This window comes from Nocardioides sp., from assembly GCF_044226765.1.
Taxonomy (GTDB): domain Bacteria; phylum Actinomycetota; class Actinomycetes; order Propionibacteriales; family Nocardioidaceae; genus Nocardioides.
This window is the reverse complement of the sequence record NZ_JBGAGJ010000002.1, coordinates 276812-297697: the sequence shown is the minus strand read 5'-3', so window position 1 is coordinate 297697 and position 20886 is coordinate 276812. Positions and strand designations below refer to the sequence as shown.

18 protein-coding genes are annotated in these 20886 nt (G+C 72.6%); 1 reads left to right on the top strand and 17 read right to left on the bottom strand.

What is annotated here, in order from left to right:
• Nucleotides 1-14: 14 nt before the first annotated feature.
• From ACILRH_RS06235 to ACILRH_RS06165, 15 genes are all read right to left on the bottom strand, one after another.
• Nucleotides 15-2492, bottom strand: a complete 2478-nt coding sequence (locus tag ACILRH_RS06235; protein ID WP_395691639.1) for a M4 family metallopeptidase — start codon at nt 2490-2492, stop codon at nt 15-17.
• 72 nt (nt 2493-2564) lie between these two features.
• Nucleotides 2565-3755, bottom strand: coding sequence for a methionine adenosyltransferase (gene metK, locus ACILRH_RS06230; RefSeq protein ID WP_395691638.1), 1191 nt, complete (start codon nt 3753-3755; stop codon nt 2565-2567).
• 10 nt (nt 3756-3765) lie between these two features.
• Nucleotides 3766-4983: a bifunctional phosphopantothenoylcysteine decarboxylase/phosphopantothenate--cysteine ligase CoaBC gene (gene coaBC / locus ACILRH_RS06225; protein ID WP_395692079.1), complete on the bottom strand. Its 1218-nt coding sequence runs from the start codon at nt 4981-4983 to the stop codon at nt 3766-3768.
• 14 nt (nt 4984-4997) lie between these two features.
• Nucleotides 4998-5321, bottom strand: coding sequence for a DNA-directed RNA polymerase subunit omega (rpoZ, locus tag ACILRH_RS06220; protein ID WP_395691637.1), 324 nt, complete (start codon nt 5319-5321; stop codon nt 4998-5000).
• Between the two features lie 10 nt (nt 5322-5331).
• A complete protein-coding gene (gene gmk, locus ACILRH_RS06215) occupies nt 5332-5922 on the bottom strand; it encodes a guanylate kinase (RefSeq protein ID WP_395691635.1) in 591 nt (196 codons plus the stop codon).
• The gene (mihF, locus tag ACILRH_RS06210) at nt 5915-6235 is read right to left on the bottom strand and encodes an integration host factor, actinobacterial type (protein ID WP_395691633.1); all 321 of its coding nucleotides are present in this window, start codon (nt 6233-6235) and stop codon (nt 5915-5917) included. Before mihF ends, gmk begins: the two co-directional genes overlap by 8 nt.
• A 402-nt stretch (nt 6236-6637) precedes the next feature.
• Nucleotides 6638-7084 (bottom strand): hypothetical protein, encoded by a 447-nt coding sequence (locus ACILRH_RS06205; RefSeq protein WP_395691631.1) that lies wholly within the window; start codon nt 7082-7084, stop codon nt 6638-6640.
• The gene (gene pyrF / locus ACILRH_RS06200) at nt 7081-7896 is read right to left on the bottom strand and encodes an orotidine-5'-phosphate decarboxylase (RefSeq protein ID WP_395691630.1); all 816 of its coding nucleotides are present in this window, start codon (nt 7894-7896) and stop codon (nt 7081-7083) included. The genes ACILRH_RS06205 and pyrF overlap by 4 nt, the downstream gene beginning before the upstream one ends.
• Nucleotides 7893-8948: a quinone-dependent dihydroorotate dehydrogenase gene (locus ACILRH_RS06195; protein ID WP_395691628.1), complete on the bottom strand. Its 1056-nt coding sequence runs from the start codon at nt 8946-8948 to the stop codon at nt 7893-7895. Before ACILRH_RS06195 ends, pyrF begins: the two co-directional genes overlap by 4 nt.
• Complete coding sequence (gene carB, locus ACILRH_RS06190) at nt 8915-12253, bottom strand: carbamoyl-phosphate synthase large subunit (protein WP_395691626.1); 3339 nt, start codon at nt 12251-12253, stop codon at nt 8915-8917. The genes ACILRH_RS06195 and carB overlap by 34 nt, the downstream gene beginning before the upstream one ends.
• Nucleotides 12253-13467: a glutamine-hydrolyzing carbamoyl-phosphate synthase small subunit gene (carA, locus tag ACILRH_RS06185; protein ID WP_395691624.1), complete on the bottom strand. Its 1215-nt coding sequence runs from the start codon at nt 13465-13467 to the stop codon at nt 12253-12255. Before carA ends, carB begins: the two co-directional genes overlap by 1 nt.
• A complete protein-coding gene (locus ACILRH_RS06180) occupies nt 13464-14768 on the bottom strand; it encodes a dihydroorotase (RefSeq protein ID WP_395691622.1) in 1305 nt (434 codons plus the stop codon). The genes carA and ACILRH_RS06180 overlap by 4 nt, the downstream gene beginning before the upstream one ends.
• Complete coding sequence (locus ACILRH_RS06175; RefSeq protein WP_395691621.1) at nt 14765-15721, bottom strand: aspartate carbamoyltransferase catalytic subunit; 957 nt, start codon at nt 15719-15721, stop codon at nt 14765-14767. The genes ACILRH_RS06180 and ACILRH_RS06175 overlap by 4 nt, the downstream gene beginning before the upstream one ends.
• Nucleotides 15718-16287: a bifunctional pyr operon transcriptional regulator/uracil phosphoribosyltransferase PyrR gene (gene pyrR / locus ACILRH_RS06170; protein WP_395691620.1), complete on the bottom strand. Its 570-nt coding sequence runs from the start codon at nt 16285-16287 to the stop codon at nt 15718-15720. Before pyrR ends, ACILRH_RS06175 begins: the two co-directional genes overlap by 4 nt.
• Before the next feature lie 94 nt (nt 16288-16381).
• Nucleotides 16382-17398 carry an NADPH:quinone reductase gene (locus ACILRH_RS06165; RefSeq protein WP_395691619.1) on the bottom strand — a complete coding sequence of 339 codons (1017 nt, stop codon included), beginning with the start codon at nt 17396-17398 and terminating at the stop codon, nt 16382-16384.
• Between the two features lie 71 nt (nt 17399-17469).
• Between ACILRH_RS06165 and ACILRH_RS06160 the strand changes: the two genes are divergently transcribed.
• Entirely contained in the window at nt 17470-17874 is a 405-nt protein-coding gene (locus ACILRH_RS06160; protein WP_395691617.1) for a PPOX class F420-dependent oxidoreductase, read from the top strand.
• 158 nt (nt 17875-18032) lie between these two features.
• On the opposite strand, the gene ACILRH_RS06155 is transcribed toward ACILRH_RS06160, so the two are convergent.
• Entirely contained in the window at nt 18033-19373 is a 1341-nt protein-coding gene (locus tag ACILRH_RS06155) for a MinD/ParA family protein (RefSeq protein ID WP_395691616.1), read from the bottom strand.
• Nucleotides 19374-19445: 72 nt separating this feature from the next.
• Entirely contained in the window at nt 19446-20768 is a 1323-nt protein-coding gene (locus tag ACILRH_RS06150) for a dihydrolipoyl dehydrogenase family protein (RefSeq protein WP_395691614.1), read from the bottom strand.
• Between the last annotated feature and the right edge of the window lie 118 nt (nt 20769-20886).

Genomic DNA, 20886 nt, shown 5'->3' with positions numbered 1-20886 from the left:
GCTCGGGGTGGCCGTCAGGCCCGCACCGGACCCACCGCCCTCGACGTCGCCGACACCGACCGCGTCCCGGTCTTCGAGGCGGTCACCTTGACCGCGATCCTCTTGCCCGTGTCGGCCCGGACGGGCTGGTAGGTCCTCGCCGTGGCGCCGCGGATCGCCGCGCCGTTGCGCAACCACCGGTAGGTGAGCTTCACACCCGGCGGCGTCCAGGTGCCCGGCTTCGCCGTCAGTCTCTTGCCGACCCTCGCCGTGCCGCTGATCGACGGCTTGGTGACGTTCTTGATGACGTCGCAGGTGTAGACCCGCACGTCGTCGACGAACCAGCCGAAGTAGGAGACCGACGAGTCGGTGTACATGGTGAACCGCGGGGTGACCGACTGCCCGGCGAAGGACGAGAGGTCGACGCGGCTCGCGACGAAGCCGTGGCTGTCGCCGCCGAACGCCAGCTGCCCGCCGATCGGGTTGCCGAAGCTGCTCGAGATCGTCTCGGACGGCCCGTTCACCCACGGCAAGCCGCTCACGCTCGACCCGTTGACCTCGACCCGGCCGCCGTCGTAGAACCCGGAGCCGTCGAAGTCGAGCACCCGCCAGTGCTGGAACCACAGGTAGCTGGACTGACCGGACGGCAGCTTGATGGGTGTGGCCGCCGTCAGGGAGCTCGAAGCGACGCTCGAGGGCTCGTAGGAGAACCAGGACGCCGGCGCCGAGGTCGCGTTGCTGCCCCAGCCCGGGACCGGGTCCCGGGTCCAGGTCGACCCGGCGGCGAACTTGGTCGACGGGCTGCCGGTCTCGCTGTCGAAGAGCACCCGCTTGGCCTTGCCCGTCGGGCAGGTCGCGGGGGCGTCGGCCGGCTGGGGCGCGTTCGGCGGGGAGGTGGTCAGCTCGGTCGCGAGACCCGCCGCGTGCACGTTGGTGCAGTTCGCCTGCGTGAAGCCGTGGGTCCCCACGAGGTCCTGGCAGCTCTGGTCGAGCACCGCCGCGAGGTCGGCGTAGTCGCTCCCGGACGTGAGCGACTCGATCGCGTCGAGGTAGAGCGTCGCGGTCTTCGTCAGGCCGGCGTCGGCGCCGTCGATGCCGGTGACCGTCTGCCCGTTGAAGGTGCCGCCCTGGGAGATGAGGTACGCCGTCTTGTTGCCCACCCCGCTGTTGGTGTGGACGCCGGCGTTGTCGCTGTACGAGAGGTTCGCGGTGTAGCTCGCGCTCGTCATCTTGTCCGGCTGGCCGTGCAGGGTGGGGTCCTGCAGGTCGCGGATCGCCCCGATCGGCAGGTCCTCGCCGAGCCGCCAGTCGTTCGCCGAGTCGCCCGCCGTGGCGTACCGGTGGTCCACGATCTCGCCCATGATGTCGGCCATCGACTCGTTGATCGCACCCGACTGGCCCCAGTAGAAGAGCTCGGAGCTGTGGTCGACGATGCCGTGGGTCATCTCGTGCCCGACCACGTCGTCGGCGCTGGCGTAGGTGTCGCCGTAGTACATCTGCTGCCCGTTCCAGAAGGCGTTGGCGTACGGGCAGGTCTTGCCGGTGTAGCAGAAGCGGACCGTCGAGGCGAGCTTCTTGACCCCGCTGATCGTGATGCCCAGGGTGTCGGTGAGGTCGATGCCGCCGATCTGGTCGTAGAAGGTCGAGACCGCGCCGGCGTACTCGAAGGCCCTGTTGACGTCCGTGACGCCGCTGGCGCCACTTCCCTCGGTCCGGGCGAAGCCCGAGGTGCAGGGGGACGCGCTCGCGACCGCGACGTTGTTGTTGTCGCAGATGACCCGGTCGATGCCCTCGATGGCGTCCAGGTTCATCACCACGGCGCCGGTCACGACGTCGACCATCACCAGGCGGCGGACGCCCGCACCGTCGCCGACGTCGAAGCGCCACACGGTGTGCGTGCCGAGGCGGGCCGGCGCCCCCAGGACCCGCGGGTCGAGCAGCCAGCGGCCGGCGGTCCGGACGGCGAGGTCGCGGGCCGGGACGCCCGAGGCCCGGGCGGTGAGAGCGCGGGCCGTGGCGGACGCAGCCCGCTCGGACACGACCGGGGCCGCGGCCTGCTCCTGGTGCGAGACCGTCGCCAGCGCGGAGCCGAGCTCGCGGTCGTCTCGCAGACCGACGACGACCTCGCCGCCGACGACCGGGACGCCGTCGACCTGCTGGGCGAAGCGCACGGAGTCCTGACCGGCCACGGTGCGGGTCACCGAACGCAGGACCAGGCCGTCCGGCGCGACGCCGATCGCGCCGCCGTAGCGCCGCAGGTGGGCCCGAGCGGCCGCGGCCGGCGACGTCGCCGGCGTGACGGCCGGGTTGTCGACCGAGCTCGCCGCCGGGACCCCGACGAAGCCGGGGCGCAGCGTCAGTGACCCCTGGGCATCGGCGCGCAACGACGCTCGGGCGCCGTCCGGCGCTCGGCCGGGGCCGGCCTCCGCGAACGGGGAGGTCACCACCACCAGGCCCGCAGCGACCAGCACTGCGACCGATCCGAGTCCGACCAGGGCACGTCCAGGCTTCATGCCCTCCGATCCTAGGAATGCTCCTCGGTCAGGGACATGGCCCGTCAGGACCAGCCGGCTGGCACCTCCGGGTCAGAGACCCGCGGCGGCGCGTAGTGCATCCGCGCGGTCGGTGCGCTCCCAGGTGAACTCCGGCAGCTCGCGGCCGAAGTGACCGTACGCCGCGGTCTTGGCGTAGATGGGGCGCAGCAGGTCGAGCTCGCCGATGATGGCGGCCGGCCGCAGGTCGAAGACCGCGAGCACCGCCTCCTGGATCTTCTCGTCGCTGACGACGCCGGTGCCGAAGGTCTCGACGAACACGCCCACGGGCTGGGCCTTGCCGATCGCATAGGCGACCTGGGCCTCGCAGCGCCGGGCCAGGCCGGCCGCCACCACGTTCTTGGCGACCCAGCGCATCGCGTAGGCGGCCGAGCGGTCGACCTTGGACGGGTCCTTGCCCGAGAAGGCGCCGCCGCCGTGGCGGGCCATGCCGCCGTAGGTGTCGACGATGATCTTGCGGCCGGTGAGGCCCGCGTCGCCCATCGGCCCACCCACCACGAAGCGGCCGGTCGGGTTGACCAGCAGGCGGTAGCCGTCGGAGGGGATCGAGAAGGTGGCGAGCACCGGGTCGATGACGTGCTTCTTGACGTCGGCCTCGAGGGTGTCGAGCTCGGTGTCCTCGTCGTGCTGGGAGGAGAGCACCACGGTGTCCACGCGGACCGGGCGGTTCTCGTCGTCGTACTCGATGGTGACCTGGGTCTTGCCGTCGGGACGCAGGTAGGGCAGCGTGCCGTCCTTGCGCACCGCGGTGAGCTGCTCGGCGAGGCGCTGGGCGATCACGATCGGCAGCGGCATCAGCACGTCGGTGTCGTCGCAGGCGTAGCCGAACATCAGGCCCTGGTCGCCCGCGCCCTGCTTGTCCATCGCGTCCACGGAGCCGGTGCGGCTCTCGTGGCCGGTGTCGACGCCCTGGGCGATGTCGCCCGACTGGCCGCCGATGGCCACCATGACGCCGCAGGAGTGTCCGTCGAAGCCCTTGACCGAGGAGTCGTAGCCGATGTCGACGATCCGCTTGCGGACGACGTCCTTGACGTCGACGTAGCCCGTCGTCGTGACCTCCCCGGCCACGACCACCAGCCCGGTGGTCAGCAGCGTCTCCACGGCGACCCGGCTGTAGGGGTCGAGCTCGAGCATCGCGTCGAGCACGGAGTCGCTGATCTGGTCGGCGATCTTGTCGGGGTGGCCCTCGGTCACAGACTCCGAGGTGAACAGGCGTCCGGTCATGGCGCACACCCTAACGGGAGGGCAGCCGCTTCGTGACTTCGTCCCAGATGACGTGGGCCAGGGCCGCCTTGGAGCCGCGGGGCACGTCGACAGACGCACCGTCGGCGGCCAGCACCACGGCCTCGTTCTCCGCGCTGCCGAAGACCGCTCCCCCGCTGACGTCGTTGACCACCAGGAGGTCACAGCCCTTGCGGGCGAGCTTGGCGCGGGCCAGGTCGAGGACCGAGCCGGTGGCGTCCCCGGTCTCGGCTGCGAAGCCGACGACGACCTGCCCCGGCCGGAGCCGGTCCGCACTCAGCTCGTGCAGGATGTCGGGGTTCTGGGTGAGCTCGATCGCGGGGGCCGAGCCGTCGGTCGGCTTCTTGATCTTGCTCCCGCTGGGCGCGACCGGCCGGAAGTCCGCCGGCGCGGCGGCCATGACGACGGCGTCGGCGGAGCCGGCGGCCGACACCACCTCCTGCCGCAGCTGTGCGGTGGTCTCCACGCGCACGACCTTGACGCCGGCCGGGTCGGACAGGCTGGTGTTGGCCGCCACGAGCGTGACCTCGGCCCCCCGGGCCGCGGCGGCACGGGCCAGGGCGTAGCCCTGCAGGCCGGAGGAGCGGTTGCCGAGGAAGCGCACCGGGTCGAGGTACTCCCGGGTCCCGCCGGCGGAGACCACCACGTGCCGGCCGGTGAGGTCCGGCGCACCGGTCGTGCCCCGCGCGAGCACCTCGCGGCAGAGCTCGAAGACCTCGCGAGGCTCGGGGAGCCGGCCCTTGCCGGTGTCCTTGCCCGTGAGCCGGCCCTCGGCCGGCTCGATGACCAGCGAGCCACGGTCGCGCAGGGTCGACACGTTGGCCCGGGTGGCGGGGTGCTCCCACATCTCGGTGTGCATCGCCGGGGCGAAGACCACCGGGCAGCGGGCGGTGAGCAGGGTCGAGGTGAGCAGGTCGTCCGCGAGCCCGTGGGTCGCCTTGGCGAGCAGGTCGGCCGTCGCAGGAGCGACCACGACCAGGTCGGCCTCCTGGCCGATCCGGACGTGCGGCACCTCGTGGACGTCGCTCCAGACGTCGGTGGCCACCGGCTTGCCGGACAGTGCCGCCCAGGTCGGGGCACCGACGAACTCGAGGGCCGCGGCCGTCGGCACCACGGTCACGTCGTGCCCGGACTCGGTGAACAGCCGCAGCAGCTCACAGGCCTTGTACGCCGCGATGCCGCCCGAGACGCCGAGGACGACCCTGGTCAGGGTGCGGCCTTGGCTCAGGCGTCGCCCGCGTCCGCGGCGGCCGCCTGCGCGGCGGCCTCCTCGGCGGCGAGCTCGGCGGGGTCGATGTCCTCACAGGTGAGCAGGTCCTCGTTGATCTCGCGGAGCGCGATCGAGAGCGGCTTCTCCTGGACGTGCGTGTCGACGAGCGGGCCGACGTACTCCAGCAGGCCCTCGCCGAGCTGGGAGTAGTAGGCGTTGATCTGCCGGGCTCGCTTGGCGCTGTAGAGGACCAGCTTGTACTTGCTGTCGGTCTTCGTCAGCAGGTCGTCGATCGAGGGGTTGGTGACGCCCTCGGCGGCGATGGTCGGTCCGGACACGCGGGTTGCCTCACAGATCAGTCGGGGATGGCGTCATCAAGGCTACCAACTGCTCCGCTGCATCGTGAACTTCGTGGTTGACGATGGTGACGTCGAACTCGTCCTCGGCGGCCAGCTCGTCGCGGGCGGTCCCGAGCCGGCGCTCGCGCTCCTCCTCGCTCTCGGTGCCCCGCCCGACCAGTCGTCGGACCAGCTCCTCCCAGGACGGCGGCTTGAGGAAGACGAAGAGCGCCTCGGGCATCGTCGCGCGCACCTGGCGCGCACCCTGGAGGTCGATCTCGAGCAGCGCCGGCCGGCCGGTGGCCAGGGCGAGCTCGACCGGGCGGCGCGGCGTGCCGTAGCGGGCCGCCCGGTGGACGACCGCCCACTCCAGCAGCTCGCCCTGGTCGACCATCGTGTCGAACTCGTCGTCGGAGACGAACCAGTAGTGGACGCCGTCCTGCTCGCCGGGGCGCGGCGGACGCGTCGTCGCGGACACCGAGATCCAGACCTCGGGGTGGGTGCGGCGCACCTCGGCGGCCACGGTGCCCTTGCCGACCGCGGTGGGGCCGGCGAGCACGACCAGACGGGACCGGCGCCCGGGGACGGCCGGCTCACTCACGCCCGGCGAACTCCTTCTCGAGCGCCGCGACCTGCTTGGCGCCCAGCCCCCGGACGCGGCGGCTCTCGGCGATCCCGAGCCTCTCCATCAGCTGCCGGGCGCGGACCTTGCCGAGCCCGGGCATGGACTGCAGCAGGTCGACGACCCGCATCTTCCCGATGACCTCGTTGTGCTGACCCTCGTGCAGGACGTCGACGATCGACGCCCCGGAGTTCTTGAGGCGGTTCTTCACCTCGGCCCGCTCCCGCCGGGAGGCGGCGGCCTTCTCGAGTGCCGCCTGGCGCTGTTCGGGGGTGAGCGGGGGCAGAGCCACGGGCGGGTCCTTGTCGACGGGCTGCGGGGTCACCCGGCCGGGTCCGGCCGGTGCGAGGTCAATCTAGTCAGAACCGCCGGAGGGCAGCAATCGAGGTCGGTGCGGCTGGGTGGCCGGGGGTCACTGCTGCCCCAGGTTCATCACGGTATGCAGGCGAACCTGCACTTCCCACGGCCTGCCCACCATGGGATGTGCCGGTTCACCAACAGACCATGGTGAAACTGCGCTGGAAGCGACCACCCGGTCCGCCAGCCACTGCAGCCGCAGGTTCATCACGGTATGCAGGCGAACCTGCACTTCCCACGGCCTGCCCACCATGGGATGTGCCGGTTCACCAACAGACCATGGTGAAACTGGGACACCCTGGACGCGCACGCCGCCCGCAGCTCGGCGCGCCGGCTCTCACAGCGTCAGTGGGGTCTTGCAGACGTCGCGGGCCTGCTGGTCGAGGTCCTGCAGGGCGCGCAGCGTGGTGCCGCTGCCGAGCTGGGCGGCGGCGGCGTCGATGCGCGCCTTCTCGGCCGGCGTCAGGCCGGCGGGCGGGTGTGCCCGGTCGTAGGTCGCCGGGTCCACGCCGGCGTCCTCGAGGGCCTGCTGGAGCGCCTCGAGGCTGGTCACCACCTGCTGCCACTCGTCGGTGATGTCACCGGGGGCCCGGCCCTGCAGGTCCCGGAACGTGCCGAGGGCCCGGAGCAGGGCGTCGGGGTCGCCGCTGCCCACGATGTCGCTGAGCTCCTGCTGGTGCTCCTTCACCGCCGCGCAGTAGTCGTCCTGCTCCGACCCGCCGCACCCGGTCACCGCGGACACCACCAGCAGGAGGGCCGGGACCAGCACGGCGGCCCTCGTCACGCCCGCAGCTCCGCGTTGGTGCGCAGCACGGCCTCGCGCATCGCCGCCACGTCCGGCCCGAGGCGCAGGACCTCGCGCGAGGAGCTGGGCAGCACCGCCGCCGCGGAGCCGAAGAGCCGGCGTACGTCGGCGAGCGTCCCGCCCTGCGCACCGAAGCCGGGCGCGAGCACGGGCCCGTTGAACGCCAGGTCCTCGTCGGTGGACCCGATGGTCGCGCCGACGACCGCGCCGAAGGACCCCAGCGGTGTCGCATCGGCGTTGAGCCGGCGGAGGTGGTCGAGCATCCGCCCGGCCACGGTGCCGCCCTCGTCGGTGCGGGCGTGCTGCACCTCGGGACCCTCCTTGTTGGAGGTGAGGGCGAGCACGAAGAGGCCGGCGTCGTGTCGGCGGGCGGTGTCGACGAAGGGGTCCAGCGAGCCGAAGCCGAGGAACGGGCTCACCGTCACGGCGTCACAGGCCAGCGGCGAGGCCGGGTCGAGGTAGGCGTCGGCGTACGCCTGGCTGGTCGATCCGATGTCACCCCGCTTGACGTCGAGGAGGACCAGGGCCCCCGCCGCACGGGACTCCGCGACGACGCGCTCGAGGACGGCGATGCCGCGGCTGCCGAACCGCTCGTAGAACGCCGACTGCGGCTTCACGACCGCCGCGTGGGGCGCCACCGCCTCGACCGTGGTCAGGGCGAACCGCTCGAGCCCGGCGACGTCGTCGCCGAGCCCCCACTCCCGCAGCAGCCCCGCGTGCGGGTCGATCCCCACGCAGAACGAGCCGCGGTCCGCGATCGCGGCGTGCAGCCGGCTGCCGAACGTGGTCATGAGACTCCCTGCACGATCCGTCGGGGCCACAGCGGGCCGCCGTAGATGAACCCGGTGTAACCCTGCAGCAGGGTGGCGCCCGCGTCGAGCCGGGCACGCGCGTCGGCGGGCGTGGTGATGCCGCCGACCCCGACCAGGGTGGGCCCGGGCCCGACACGGTCCCGGAGCAGCCGCATCACCTCCAGCGCGCGGGCCGTCAACGGGGGTCCGGACAGGCCGCCCGCGCCGACCCGCTCGACCTCTGCGGGAGCCGTGCGGAGACCGTCGCGGGAGATCGTGGTGTTGGTCGCGATGATGCCGTCCAGGCCGATCGCGAGCGCGAGGTCCGCGACGCCGAGGACGTCGTCGTCGGCGAGGTCGGGAGCGATCTTGACCAGCAGCGGGACGCGCCGGTCGTCGAGTGCGGCGATGCGCTGCACCGCGGTCAGGATGGGCTCGAGCTTCTCGACGGCCTGGAGGTTGCGCAGGCCGGGGGTGTTCGGCGAGCTCACGTTCACGACGAGGTAGTCGGCGTGCGGCGCGAGCAGCCGTGCGGACTTCTCGTAGTCGCGGACCGCCTCGTCCTCGGGCACCACCTTGGACTTGCCGATGTTGACGCCCAGGACCGGTCGTCCCCGAGTGCCGGCCGATCGGCGACGGCTGCGGGCGGCGAGCCGCCGGGCGACCACCTCGGCGCCGTCGTTGTTGAACCCCATCCGGTTGACGACGGCCCGGTCGGCGGTCAGCCGGAAGAGCCGAGGCCGGTCGTTGCCCGGCTGTGGCTCGCCGGTGACCGTGCCCACCTCGACGTGGCCGAACCCGAGCGCGGCGAGCGCGTCGACGCCGACCGCGTTCTTGTCGAAGCCGGCCGCGAGGCCCAGCACGTTGGGGAAGGTCAGCCCGAGCGCCTGGACCGGCTCCCCCGGCGTACGGCGCCAGCGCGTGACCGGTCGCGCCGCCCGGATCGCCCGGAAGCCCGCGTGGTGGGCGCGCTCGGCGTCGGAGCGGGTCAGGACGTGGTCGAAGAGCGCCTGGTAGATCACGACCTCCGCGCCCAGTCCTGCAGCGAGCACACCCCGATGTCGCCGGCCTCGAGGGCCTCGATCCCCTGGACGGCGGCCCCGAGACCCTGGACCGTGGTGATGCAGGGGATGTTGGCCATCACCGCGGCGGTGCGGATCTCGTAGCCGTCGATGCGGACCGAGCTGCCCGACCCGGAGCCGTGCGGAGTGTTGATGACCAGGTCGATCTCGCCGTCCAGGATCAGCTGCACGGTCGTCTTCTCGCCGTGCGGGCCCTCGCCCTCCCAGTGCTTGCGCACCACGGTGGCGCGGACGCCGTTGCGGCGCAGCACCTCAGCGGTGCCCTGGGTCGCGAGGATCTCGAAGCCCCGGTCGGCGAGCACCTTGATCGGGAAGATCATCGTGCGCTTGTCCCGGTTGGCCATGGACACGAACACCTTGCCGGCGCCCTTGTCCGAGCGGGGCCTGGGCAGCGGCCCGAACGCGCCGGCCTGCGCCTTGGCGAAGGCACGGCCGAAGTCGGCGTCGAGCCCCATCACCTCGCCGGTGGACTTCATCTCCGGCCCGAGCACCGTGTCGACCTGGCGGCCGTCGGGGGTGCGGAACCGGTTGAACGGCATCACGGCCTCCTTGACCGCGATCGGCTGGTCCGGGGGCAGCGTGCCCCCGTCGCCCTCCGCCGGGAGCGCGCCGGCGGAGCGCAGCGCCGCGATCGACTCCCCCATCATCAGCCGCGCCGCGGCCTTGGCCAGCGGTGTCGCGGTCGCCTTGGAGACGAACGGGACGGTGCGGCTGGCCCGCGGGTTGGCCTCGAGCACGTAGAGCACGTCGGAGCCGAGCGCGAACTGGATGTTGAGCAGCCCGCGCACACCGACCCCGCGGGCGATCGCCTCCGTGGCCTCGCGGATCCGCTGGATCTCGGCGTCACCGAGGGTGATCGGCGGCAGCGCGCACGAGGAGTCACCGGAGTGGATGCCGGCCTCCTCGATGTGCTCCATCACGCCGCCGAGGAAGAGCTCCTCGCCGTCGTACAGCGCGTCGACGTCGATCTCGACCGCGTCGTCGATGAACCGGTCGACCAGCACCGGGTGCTCCGGGCTGATCTCGGTGGCGCGCTCGATGTAGCCGCGCAGCGACTCCTCGTCGTAGACGATCTCCATGCCGCGGCCGCCCAGGACGTAGGACGGCCGCACCAGCACCGGGTAGCCGATCTCGTCGGCGATCTCCTTGGCGTCCGCGAACGACGTCGCGGTGCCGTGCTTGGGCGCGGGCAGCCCCGCCTCGTGCAGCACCCGGCCGAAGGCGCCGCGCTCCTCGGCGAGGTGGATCGCCTCCGGCGACGTCCCGACGATCGTCACGCCGTTGTCCTTCAGCGCCTGGGCGAGCCCGAGCGGCGTCTGGCCACCGAGCTGGCAGATGACGCCGGCGACCGGGCCCGCCTGCTGCTCGGCGTGCACCACCTCCAGCACGTCCTCGAGCGTCAACGGCTCGAAGTACAGGCGGTCGGAGGTGTCGTAGTCGGTCGACACCGTCTCGGGGTTGCAGTTGACCATCACGGTCTCGTAGCCGGCCCCACCCTTCGACGCGGAGAGCGCGAGGCTGGCGTGGACGCAGGAGTAGTCGAACTCGATGCCCTGGCCGATCCGGTTGGGACCGGAGCCCAGGATGAGGACCGCGGGCCGCTCCCGTGGCTCGACCTCCGTCTCCTCGTCGTAGGTCGAGTAGTGGTACGGCGTGGCCGCCGCGAACTCCGCCGCGCACGTGTCGACGGTCTTGTAGACCGGCCGGATCCCCAGCGCGTGCCGAACCCCGCGGACGACGTCTGCGGTCATGCCGCGGATCTTGCCGATCTGGGCGTCGGAGAACCCGTGCCGCTTGGCCTTGCGCAGCAGGGCGGGGGTCAGCTCGGGAGCGGCGGTCACCTCGGCCGCGACCTCGTTGATCAGCATCAGCTGGTCGACGAACCACGGGTCGATCCCGGTGGCGTCGAAGACCTCCTCCGGGGTCGCGCCGGCCCGGATCGCGTCCATCACCTTCTTCAGGCGGCCGTCGTGGGGGCGACGGACCTCCTCGAGCAGGGCCTCCTTGTCGAGGTCGACCCACTCCTTCTCCCAGTCGAAGACCGCGTCCTTCTTCTCCAGCGACCGCAGCGCCTTCTGGAGCGCCTCGGTGAAGTTGCGGCCGATCGCCATCGCCTCGCCGACCGACTTCATGTGCGTGGTCAGCGTGGGGTCGGCGGCCGGGAACTTCTCGAAGGCGAACCGCGGCACCTTGACCACGACGTAGTCGAGCGTCGGCTCGAACGCGGCCGGCGTGCTCTGGCCGTCCGGTCGCGTCGTGATGTCGTTGGGGATCTCGTCGAGCGTGTAGCCGATCGCGACCTTCGCGGCGATCTTCGCGATCGGGAAGCCGGTGGCCTTGGAGGCGAGCGCGGAGCTGCGCGACACCCGCGGGTTCATCTCGATCACGATGACGCGGCCGTCGGCCGGGTTGACGGCGTACTGGATGTTGCAGCCGCCCGTGTCGACGCCGACCTCGCGGATGATGTCGATCGCCAGGTCCCGCAGGTGCTGGTACTCGCGGTCGGTCAGGGTCATGGCCGGGGCGACGGTGATCGAGTCGCCGGTGTGCACGCCCATCGGGTCGAAGTTCTCGATCGAGCAGACGATGACGACGTTGTCGGCCTTGTCGCGCATCACCTCCAGCTCGTACTCCTTCCACCCGATGATCGACTCCTCGAGGAGGACCTCGGTGGTCGGGCTGGCGGCCAGCCCGGCGCCGGCGATGCGCGCCAGGTCCGACTCGTCGTAGGCGATGCCGGAGCCGGTGCCGCCCATGGTGAACGACGGCCGCACGACGACCGGGTAGCCGAGCTCGGCCACGGCCTTCTCGCAGTCGTCGAGGGTGTGGCAGATGAAGCTGCGGGCGACCTCTCCCCCGACCTTCTCGACGATGCCGTTGAACAGCTCGCGGTTCTCACCGCGGTGGATCGCCTCGAAGCTGGCGCCGATCATCTCGACGCCGTACTTCTCCAGGATCCCGCGCTCGTGCAGGGCGATCGCCGCGTTGAGCGCGGTCTGCCCGCCGAGCGTCGGCAGCAGCGCGTCCGGGCGCTCCTTGGCGATGACCTTCTCCACGAACTCCGGTGTGATCGGCTCGACGTACGTCGCGTCGGCGAACTCCGGGTCGGTCATGATCGTCGCCGGGTTGGAGTTGACCAGGACGACGCGCAGGCCCTCGGCCTTGAGCACCCGGCAGGCCTGGGTGCCGGAGTAGTCGAACTCGCACGCCTGGCCGATGATGATCGGACCCGAGCCGATCACCAGCACGCTCTGGATGTCGTCGCGCTTGGGCATCAGGCGGTCCCTTCTGGGGTGCTGTCGTCGTTCAATTGCTGGGAGATGTCCGGTTCCGCCTCCGATCCCGGTACATCTGCCAGCAATTGCGCGGAATCGGCACCACCCGCCATCAGCTCGACGAACCGGTCGAAGAGGTAGGCGGCGTCGTGCGGGCCGGCGGCGGCCTCGGGGTGGTACTGCACCGAGAACCCCTTCAGGCGGCCCTCGGCGTCACGCAGCTCGAGGCCCTCCACGACCTCGTCGTTGAGACAGACGTGGCTGACGCTGGCCTCGCCGTACGGCGTCGTGGTGCTGCGGTCGAGCGGCGCGTCGACGGCGAACCCGTGGTTGTGGGCGGTGACCTCGGTCTTGCCCGTCGTGCGGTCCATCACCGGCTGGTTGATGCCGCGGTGGCCGTACGTGAGCTTGTAGGTGCCGAAGCCGAGCGCCCGTCCGAAGAGCTGGTTGCCGAAGCAGATGCCGAAGTACGCGAGCCCCTCGGCGAGCGCCCCCTGGAGCACCTCGACCTGGTGGGTCGTCGCGGCCGGGTCGCCCGGGCCGTTGGAGTAGAAGAGCCCGTCGGGCTGAACGGCGAGGACGTCCTCGAGCGTCGCGGTCGCGGGCAGGACGTGCACCTCGATGCCGCGCTCGGCCATCCGGTGCGGAGTCATCCCCTTGATGCCGAGGTCGAGCGCGGCCACGGTGAACCTCCGCTCGCCGATCGCGGGGACGACGTAGGCCTCGTCCGTCGACACCTCCGAGGCGAGCTCGGCGCCGGCCATCTCGCCGGACGCCTGCACCCGCTCCAGCAGCGCCGCCGGGTCGGTCTCGACCGAGGAGATGCCGACCCGCATCGCCCCGCGCTCGCGCAGGTGCCGGGTCAGGGCCCGGGTGTCGATCCCGGAGATGCCGACCACGCCCTGGGTCCGCAGCTCGTCGTCGAGCGAGCGCCGCGAGCGCCAGCTGGACGCGCGCCGGGCGGGGTCCCGGACGACGTAGCCGGCGACCCAGATCCGACGCGACTCCGGGTCCTCGTCGTTCATGCCGGTGTTGCCGACGTGCGGCGCGGTCATCACGACGACCTGCCGGTGGTACGACGGGTCGGTCAGCGTCTCCTGGTAGCCGGTCATCCCGGTGTTGAAGACCGCCTCGCCGAAGGTCTCGCCCTCGGCGCCGTAGGACTCGCCGTGGAAGGTGCGCCCGTCCTCGAGGACCAGGATCGCGTCACTCACCGGCCGACCTCCTGCAGCGCGCCGTCCAGGACGGTGGGTCGCCCGCGCAGGAACGTGGCGACCACCCGGCCGGGCAGCTCCATCCCTCGGTACGGCGTGTTGCGGCTCAGGCTGGCCGACGCCGCCGGGTCGACGGTGCGCCGCACGGACGGGTCGTAGAGCACGATGTTGGCCGGTTCGCCGACCTCGATCGGGCGCCCGTGCTGGTCCGAGACCCGGCCGATGCGCGCCGGCGCGTGGGACATCCGGTCGGCGACCCCCGCCCAGTCCAGCAGGCCGGTGTCGACCATCGTCTCCTGCACGATCGACAGCGCCGTCTCCAGGCCGAGCATCCCGAACGCGGCGGCTGCCCACTCGCAGTCCTTGTCCTCGTGGGGGTGCGGGGCGTGGTCGGTGGCGACGACGTCGATGGTGCCGTCGGCGAGGCCCGCGCGCAGCGCCGCGGCGTCGGCTGCGGTGCGTAGCGGCGGGTTCACCTTGTAGATCGGGTCGTAGGTCGCTGCCAGGTCGTCGGTCAGCAGCAGGTGGTGCGGGCAGGCCTCGGCCGTCACGTCCCAGGTCCCGTCCTTCCTGGCCTTGCTCTTCGCCCAGCGGATCAGCTCGACCGACCCCGCCGTGGACACGTGGCACACGTGCAGCCGGGACCCGACGTGCTCGGCGAGCAGCACGTCGCGGGCGATGATCGCCTCCTCCGCCACCGCCGGCCAGCCCGCCAGGCCGAGCCGACCGGAGAGCTCGCCCTCGTTCATCTGGGCGCCCTCGGTCAGCCGCGGCTCCTGCGCGTGCTGGGCGACGACGCCGTCGAACGCCTTGACGTACTCCAGCGCGCGACGCATCAGCACCGCGTCGCTCACGCACTTGCCGTCGTCGGAGAAGACCCGCACCCGGGCCGCGGAGTCGGCCATCGCCCCGAGCTCGGCCAGGCGCTCGCCCTGCAGGCCGACCGTGACCGCACCGACCGGGAACACGTCGCAGTGGCCGGCCTCGCGCCCGAGCCGCCAGACCTGCTCGACGACGCCGGCGGTGTCGGCGACCGGCTCGGTGTTCGCCATCGCGTGCACTGCGGTGAAGCCACCCATCGCGGCGGCGCGGGTGCCGGTCTCGACGGTCTCGGCGTCCTCACGGCCGGGCTCGCGCAGGTGGGTGTGCAGGTCGACCAGGCCCGGCAGCGCGACCAGCCCGGTCGCGTCCACGACCTCGGCTCCGTCGCTGCTCCCCTCGGCGATGACGCCGTCGCGGATGAGCAGGTCGGTCGGCGTACCGCCGAGCACCGAGACGTTCTTGACGAGATATGCGCTCACTCTTCTCCTCCGACGGCCGGGGCGGAGCCGCCCAGCAGCAGGTACAGGACGGCCATCCGCACGGCGACGCCGTTGGTGACCTGCTCGACGATCACGGAGCGGTCGCTGTCGGCGACGTCCGCGGTGATCTCCATCCCCCGGACCATCGGCCCGGGGTGCATGACGATCGTGTGGTCCTGCAGGGTCGCCATCCGCCGCCCGTCCAGGCCGTAGCGGCGGGAGTACTCCCGCGCCGTGGGGAAGAACCCGCCGTTCATCCGCTCGCGCTGGACCCGCAGCATCATCACCGCGTCGACCTTCGGCAGGACGCTGTCGAGGTCGTACGACGTCTCGACCGGCCACGTCTCGACACCGACCGGCAGCAGGGTCGGTGGGGCGACGAGCGTGACCTCGGCACCGAGAGTGCCCAGCAGCAGGGCGTTGGACCTGGCCACCCGGCTGTGCAGGACGTCGCCGACGATCGCGACCTTGCGGCCCTCCAGGGAGGGCTTGCCGTCCGGGCTGAGGTGGCGGGTCATGGTGAACGCGTCGAGGAGCGCCTGGGTCGGGTGCTCGTGGGTGCCGTCCCCGGCGTTGACGACGCTGGAGCGCACCCAGCCGGAGTTGGCCAGCCGGTGCGGGGCGCCGCTGGCGCCGTGGCGCACCACGACGGCGTCGGCCCCCATCGCCTCGAGGGTCAGGGCGGTGTCCTTGAGGCTCTCGCCCTTGGACAGGCTCGAGCCCTTGGCCGCGAAGTTGATGACGTCCGCGCTCAGCCGCTTGGCCGCCGCCTCGAACGAGATCCGGGTGCGGGTGGAGTCCTCGAAGAACAGGTTCACCACGGTGCGGCCACGGAGCGCCGGCAGCTTCTTGATCGGCCGGTCGGCGAGCTCGCGCAGCTCCGCGGCGGTGGTGAGGACGAGCTCGGCGTCCTCGCGGCTCAGGTCGGCCGCGCTGAGCAGGTGCCGCTTCACCGGTCTCCTCCGTCCCCGACGCCCTGGATCGTCACGGCGTCGTGGTCGTCGATGCCGGCCAGGGTCACCCGCACCCGCTCGACCAGCGAGGTGGGCAGGTTCTTGCCGACGAAGTCGGCGCGGATCGGCAGCTCGCGGTGGCCGCGGTCCACCAGCACCGCCAGCTGCACGGCCTGCGGCCGGCCGATGTCGTTGAGAGCGTCCAGGGCCGCCCGGATCGTCCGGCCCGAGAAGAGCACGTCGTCGACCAGGACGACGGTGCGGCCGTCGATGCCGCTCGGCGGGATCTCGGTGGGCAGCAGCGCCCGGGCTGGCTTGAGGCGCAGGTCGTCGCGGTACATCGTCACGTCGAGCGAGCCGACGGGCACGTCGTCACCCTCGACGGCGGCGATCCGCTCGGCGATCCGTCGTGCCAGCGGCACGCCACGGCTGGGGATGCCGAGGAGGACGAGATCGGCGGCGCCCTTGTTGCGCTCGAGGATCTCGTGCGAGATGCGGGTCAGTGCCCGGGAGATGTCGCGCTCGTCGAGGACGACGCGTTCGGTGTCGAGAGGGTGCGCAGGCACGTGTCTCGGACCTCCTTCTCCGCCTCACAGGACGGCTCGTTAAAGGATGTCGGTTCGTGGGCGACCCTACCTCAGCCGGCCGCGCGACCCACCGTCAGGCGTCGGCGATGTCCAGCAGCACCTTGCCGACCGCGCCGGCCTCCACCGCGTCGTGGGCCGCCGCGGTCTGCTCCAGCGCGAAGTGATGCAGCGGCAGGCCCGCGTCCTCCCCGACCCGCAGGGCACCCGCGGCCATCGCCGCGCTGACGTCCTCGGTCGCGGCACGGACCAGCGCGGGGTCGAGGGTGTAGAGGATGAGGAACTGGAAGCGCAGGTTCTTGGAGAACGCCGCCCGCAGCGGCACCGACATCTCGTCCCCGCCGTTGTTGGCGTAGATCGACACCAGGCCGTGCACCTTCACGACCTCGAGGTCGATGCCGATGTTGTCCGCCGGCGCCACCTCGACTGCGATGTCGACGCCCCCGGGGCACAGCGCCCTCACCTCGGCGACGACGTCGGCCGAGCGGTAGTCGATCGTGTGGTGGGCACCGGCGGCGGCGGCGAGCGCTGCCTTCTCGGGGCTGCTCACGGTGCTGATCACGGTCGCGCCCGACCAGCGGGCCAGCTGGATCGCGGCGTTGCCCACCGCGCCCGCTCCGCCCGCGACGAGCACGGTGCGGCCGGCGAGGGCGCCGGGCCCGAGCCGGACCGGCCCCTGCTCGGACGCGGTGAGCGCCCGGTGGGCGGTCACCGCGGGCACCCCGGCGCTCGCCCCGAGGTCGAAGCCGGCGCCGTCGGGCAGGTGGACGACCTTCTCGACCGGCTGAACGGTCTGCTCGGCGGCGGTGCCGTGGGGCCGCCCGTGCTGGGCGAGCACCAGCCACACCCGGTCACCGACGGCGAACCCGTCGACCTCCGGACCGACCGCGTCGACGTACCCGGCGCCGTCCTGGCCGGGCGTGACCTCGTCGTGCCCGCTCATCATCCCGGCGCGGAACTTCCAGTCGGTCGGGTTGACCCCGGCGCGGACCAGCCGCACCCGCACCTCCCCCGGCCCCGGCTCGGGGAGGTCGCGGTCGACCACCTCCAGCACCGACGACGGTCCGGTCTCGCGGTAGACGACTGCGCGCACGGGTGATCTCCTCAGGGCTCGGTGTCCGGTGCAACGGCTAGGTTCGGGGTAACCGTCGCACAGGAGGTTCCATGCCCACGCTCCCGTTCCCCGACCACGTGCGTGACCTGCTGGCCAAGCCCAACCCGGCGGTGGTCACGACCCTGCGCTCCGACGGTGCACCGGTGTCGGTCGCGACCTGGTACCTGCTCGAGGGCGACCGGGTGCTGCTCAACATGGACCACAGCCGGGTCCGGCTCCGGCACCTGCGCCGCGACCCGCGCGTCTCGCTGACCGTGCTCGACGAGGCCGGCTGGTACACCCACGTCTCGCTCGTCGGGCAGGTCGAGGAGATGTACGACGACGAGGGGCTCGCCGACATCGACCGGCTCAGCCAGCACTACCGCGACCAGCCCTACCCGGTCCGCGACAGCGCTCGGGTCTCTGCCTGGATGGCCGTCGACCGCTGGCACGGCTGGGGCACCGCGAAGCGCTGACCCTCGCGCCGCCCGCCCGGGGACGTCATACGAGGTGGTCGCACCGGCAGCCAGACCGGATGACCTCCCCACGCAGCCCCCCAGACGTCATCCGACGTGGTCGCACCGGCAACCAGACCGGATGACGTCCCGGCGCAGCCCAGGGGACGGCGCCGCGCCTACAGCGCCGCCGCCATGCCAGCGCAGGCGGTGAGCCACTGGCGGCGGGTGTCCTGGGAGAGCTGGGCGTAGGGGACGACCGAGCCGGCCACCAGGGCCGGGTCGTAGGGCACGCGGTACACCGCCCGGGTGCGCTGCTGGTAGACCTCGACCAGGTCGGCGGCGAGCTTGTCGTCGACCTGCGCCGAGGGGTCGGAGAGCACGGTGACGGCCTTGTACTTCAGGTTCTGGTAGCCCGCGTCCTGCAGGGCGTCAAGCATCCACAGCCCGCTGTAGCCGGTGTCCTCGCGCACCGTCGACGTGACCACGAGCAGGTCGGCGGCGCCGGCCGCGGCCAGCCAGTTCTCGGCCCGCATGTTGTTACCGGTGTCGACCAGGATGATCCGGTAGAAACGCTCGAGCAGCTTGTGGACGGCGTCGAAGTCCTCGGCCCGGATGGTGCCCGTCACGTCCGGGCGCTCGTCGGAGGCCAGGACGTCGAAGTGCGCGTCGCCCTGCGAGCGCACGAAGGCGCCCAGGTCGCCGATCCGCGACTGGTAGACGTCGCTGAACCGGCCGAGGTCCTCCAGCAGCTCGCGCGTGGTGTTGCGGTGGGTGCTCCGGGTGCCGCGGATGCCCAGCGTGCCCCGCGTCTCGTTGTTGTCCCAGGCGACCACACCGCCGCCGCGGACCGTGCCGAACGTGTAGCCGGCCGCGAGCACACCGGTGGTCTTCGCCGCGCCGCCCTTGGGGTTGATGAAGGCGATCGTGCGGGGGCCGTCGAAGTCCCGCTGGATCGCCCGGCGGTCGTCCTCGTGGGCACGCTCCGCCGGGCCCATCGACGGGTTGACCAGGCCCCCGGTCCACCGGCGGACCGCACCCCGCCAGCCCCACGTGGCGGGGCCGTGGCCCTGCTCGGCGTCGCGTCGGTCGAGGAAGTCGGTCGCCGTCATGAAGCGGCGCACCTCGCCCTCGGCCGGGGCCGCCGGCTGCTCCTCCGGCTGCTCGCGGCCCGCCGGCGCCGCCGGGGGCGCGACGGGCGCGGGAGCGGCGGCCGGGTCGGGGGCAGCCGGGCGGTACGCCGGCGGGGGCTGCGTCGGCATCGGCCCGAGGCCGATGTCACCGGGCGCAGGTGGCCTCGCGGGCTCGGGAGTCGGCGCGGCCGGGGCCGGCTCGGCGGGTGGGCCGCCCAGCGGGTCCGTCAGCGGGTCGGGACGGGCGCCGGAGCCGCCCACGGACCGGGCGTCGCGTCGGGCGGCGTACGCCGTCAGGTCCTCCGGCTCGTAGAGCCGGCTGCTGGTGTCGTCGACGTCCTCACCGTCGTGCCGTGAGCCGGCCGAGCTCCATGCGTCGTGCGACATCGATGTCTCCCTCGAGAAGTCCGTCGTGTGCTCAGCAGGTCCTTCCCCGATCGCCCGGGACTCACACGCCGCTCACCCGCGGGCGAGGTCGTCGAGCGCGGCCGCCACCGCCCGGTGGAACGTGGGGTAGGCGAAGTGCATCCCGCGCAGGGTCGCGAGCGGGACCTCGGCGTGCACGGCCAGCGCGAGCAGGCCGACGACCTCCCCGCCGTACGGCGCCACGACGGTCCCACCCACGAGCACCTGCCGGTCGGCGTCGGCGACCAGCTTGACCACCCCCGCGGCCTCGGCGATCCAGCCGCGACTCGAGCGGGGGACGTCGGCGCGACCGACGGCGACGTGCACCCCGGCGGCCCGGGCCTGCTGCTCGGTGCGGCCGACGGCGCCGACCTCGGGGTCGGTGAACGTCACCCGGCTGACGGCGTGGTGGTCGGCCCACGGCCCGTCGCGACCGAGCAGGTCGCGGACCGCGACCTTCGCCTGCGACAGCGCGAGGTGGGTGTAGTCGCCGTGCCCGGTGATGTCGCCGACGGCCCAGAGCCGCTCGGCGGCGCGCATCCGTTCGTCGGTCGGCACGTGGTCGGCGTCGGGGTCGATCCCGACCGATTCGAGGCCGAGCCCGGACAGGTTCGACCGGCGGCCGGTCGCGACCAGCAGGTGGTCGGCCTCGAGCCGCTCCTCGCCGACCGCGAGCGTGAAGCGGCCGTCGTGGGTGACCCGGGCGACCTCCGCCCCCACGTGCACCGCGACGCCGGCGGCCGCGAGCGCCTCGGCGACGACCTCGCTCGCCTCCGGCTCCTCGGCCGCGAGCAACCGGTCGGAGACCTCGACCAGGGTCACCCGGCTGCCCAGCCGGGCCGCCGCCTGGGCGAGCTCACAGCCGATCGCCCCACCGCCGAGGACGAGCAGCGACGCGGGCGCCTCGCGCTGGCGGACCACGTCGCGGTTGGTCCAGTACGGCGTGCCGGCCAGCCCCTCGACCACCGGCACCGCGGGCGCGGTGCCGGTGCCGAGCAGGATGCCGCGGCGCGCGGCGACGCTCACGTCGCCGGCGTCGGTGGCGACCTCCACCCGACCGGGACCGAGCAGCCGGCCGTGGCCCCTCAGCAGCCGCACGCCGGCCTCCTCGAGCGGCCCCGCGTGGGTGTGGTCGCTCCAGCCGTGGTTGGCCTCGCGGATCCGCTCCGCCGCGCGCGCCCAGCCCTGGCCCGTCTGCGCGGCGTGCACGAGCAGCTTGGAGGGCGTGCAGCCCCAGAACGGGCACTCGCCGCCCACCAGCTCCCGCTCGACGCCGACCACGTCCACCCCGGCCTCGGCGAGCCGGTGGGCGGCGTGCTCGCCACCGGCCCCGAGGCCCAGGACGACGACGTCGGTCTCGATCACCAACGGCCGCACCCGGTCAGGCTCTTCTGGACGTTGTCGGCCGTTGCAACCCCTGACAACGTCAGGCAGAGCCTGACAACCCCGGATGAATCCCCGGTCAGCCGGGGATTCATCCACCCCGCCGGACCCG

What these genes read in the sequence shown, in the direction of transcription:
- metK (WP_395691638.1), bottom strand. Translation starts at nt 3,755, where the DNA reads ATGACCGGACGCCTGTTCACCTCGGAGTCTGTGACCGAGGGCCACCCC.
- ACILRH_RS06155 (WP_395691616.1), bottom strand. Translation starts at nt 19,373, where the DNA reads ATGTCGCACGACGCATGGAGCTCGGCCGGCTCACGGCACGACGGTGAG.
- pyrF (WP_395691630.1), bottom strand. Translation starts at nt 7,896, where the DNA reads ATGACCACGTTCGGCAGCCGGCTGCACGCCGCGATCGCGGACCGCGGC.
- ACILRH_RS06160 (WP_395691617.1), top strand. Translation starts at nt 17,470, where the DNA reads ATGCCCACGCTCCCGTTCCCCGACCACGTGCGTGACCTGCTGGCCAAG.
- carB (WP_395691626.1), bottom strand. Translation starts at nt 12,253, where the DNA reads ATGCCCAAGCGCGACGACATCCAGAGCGTGCTGGTGATCGGCTCGGGT.
- ACILRH_RS06235 (WP_395691639.1), bottom strand. Translation starts at nt 2,492, where the DNA reads ATGAAGCCTGGACGTGCCCTGGTCGGACTCGGATCGGTCGCAGTGCTG.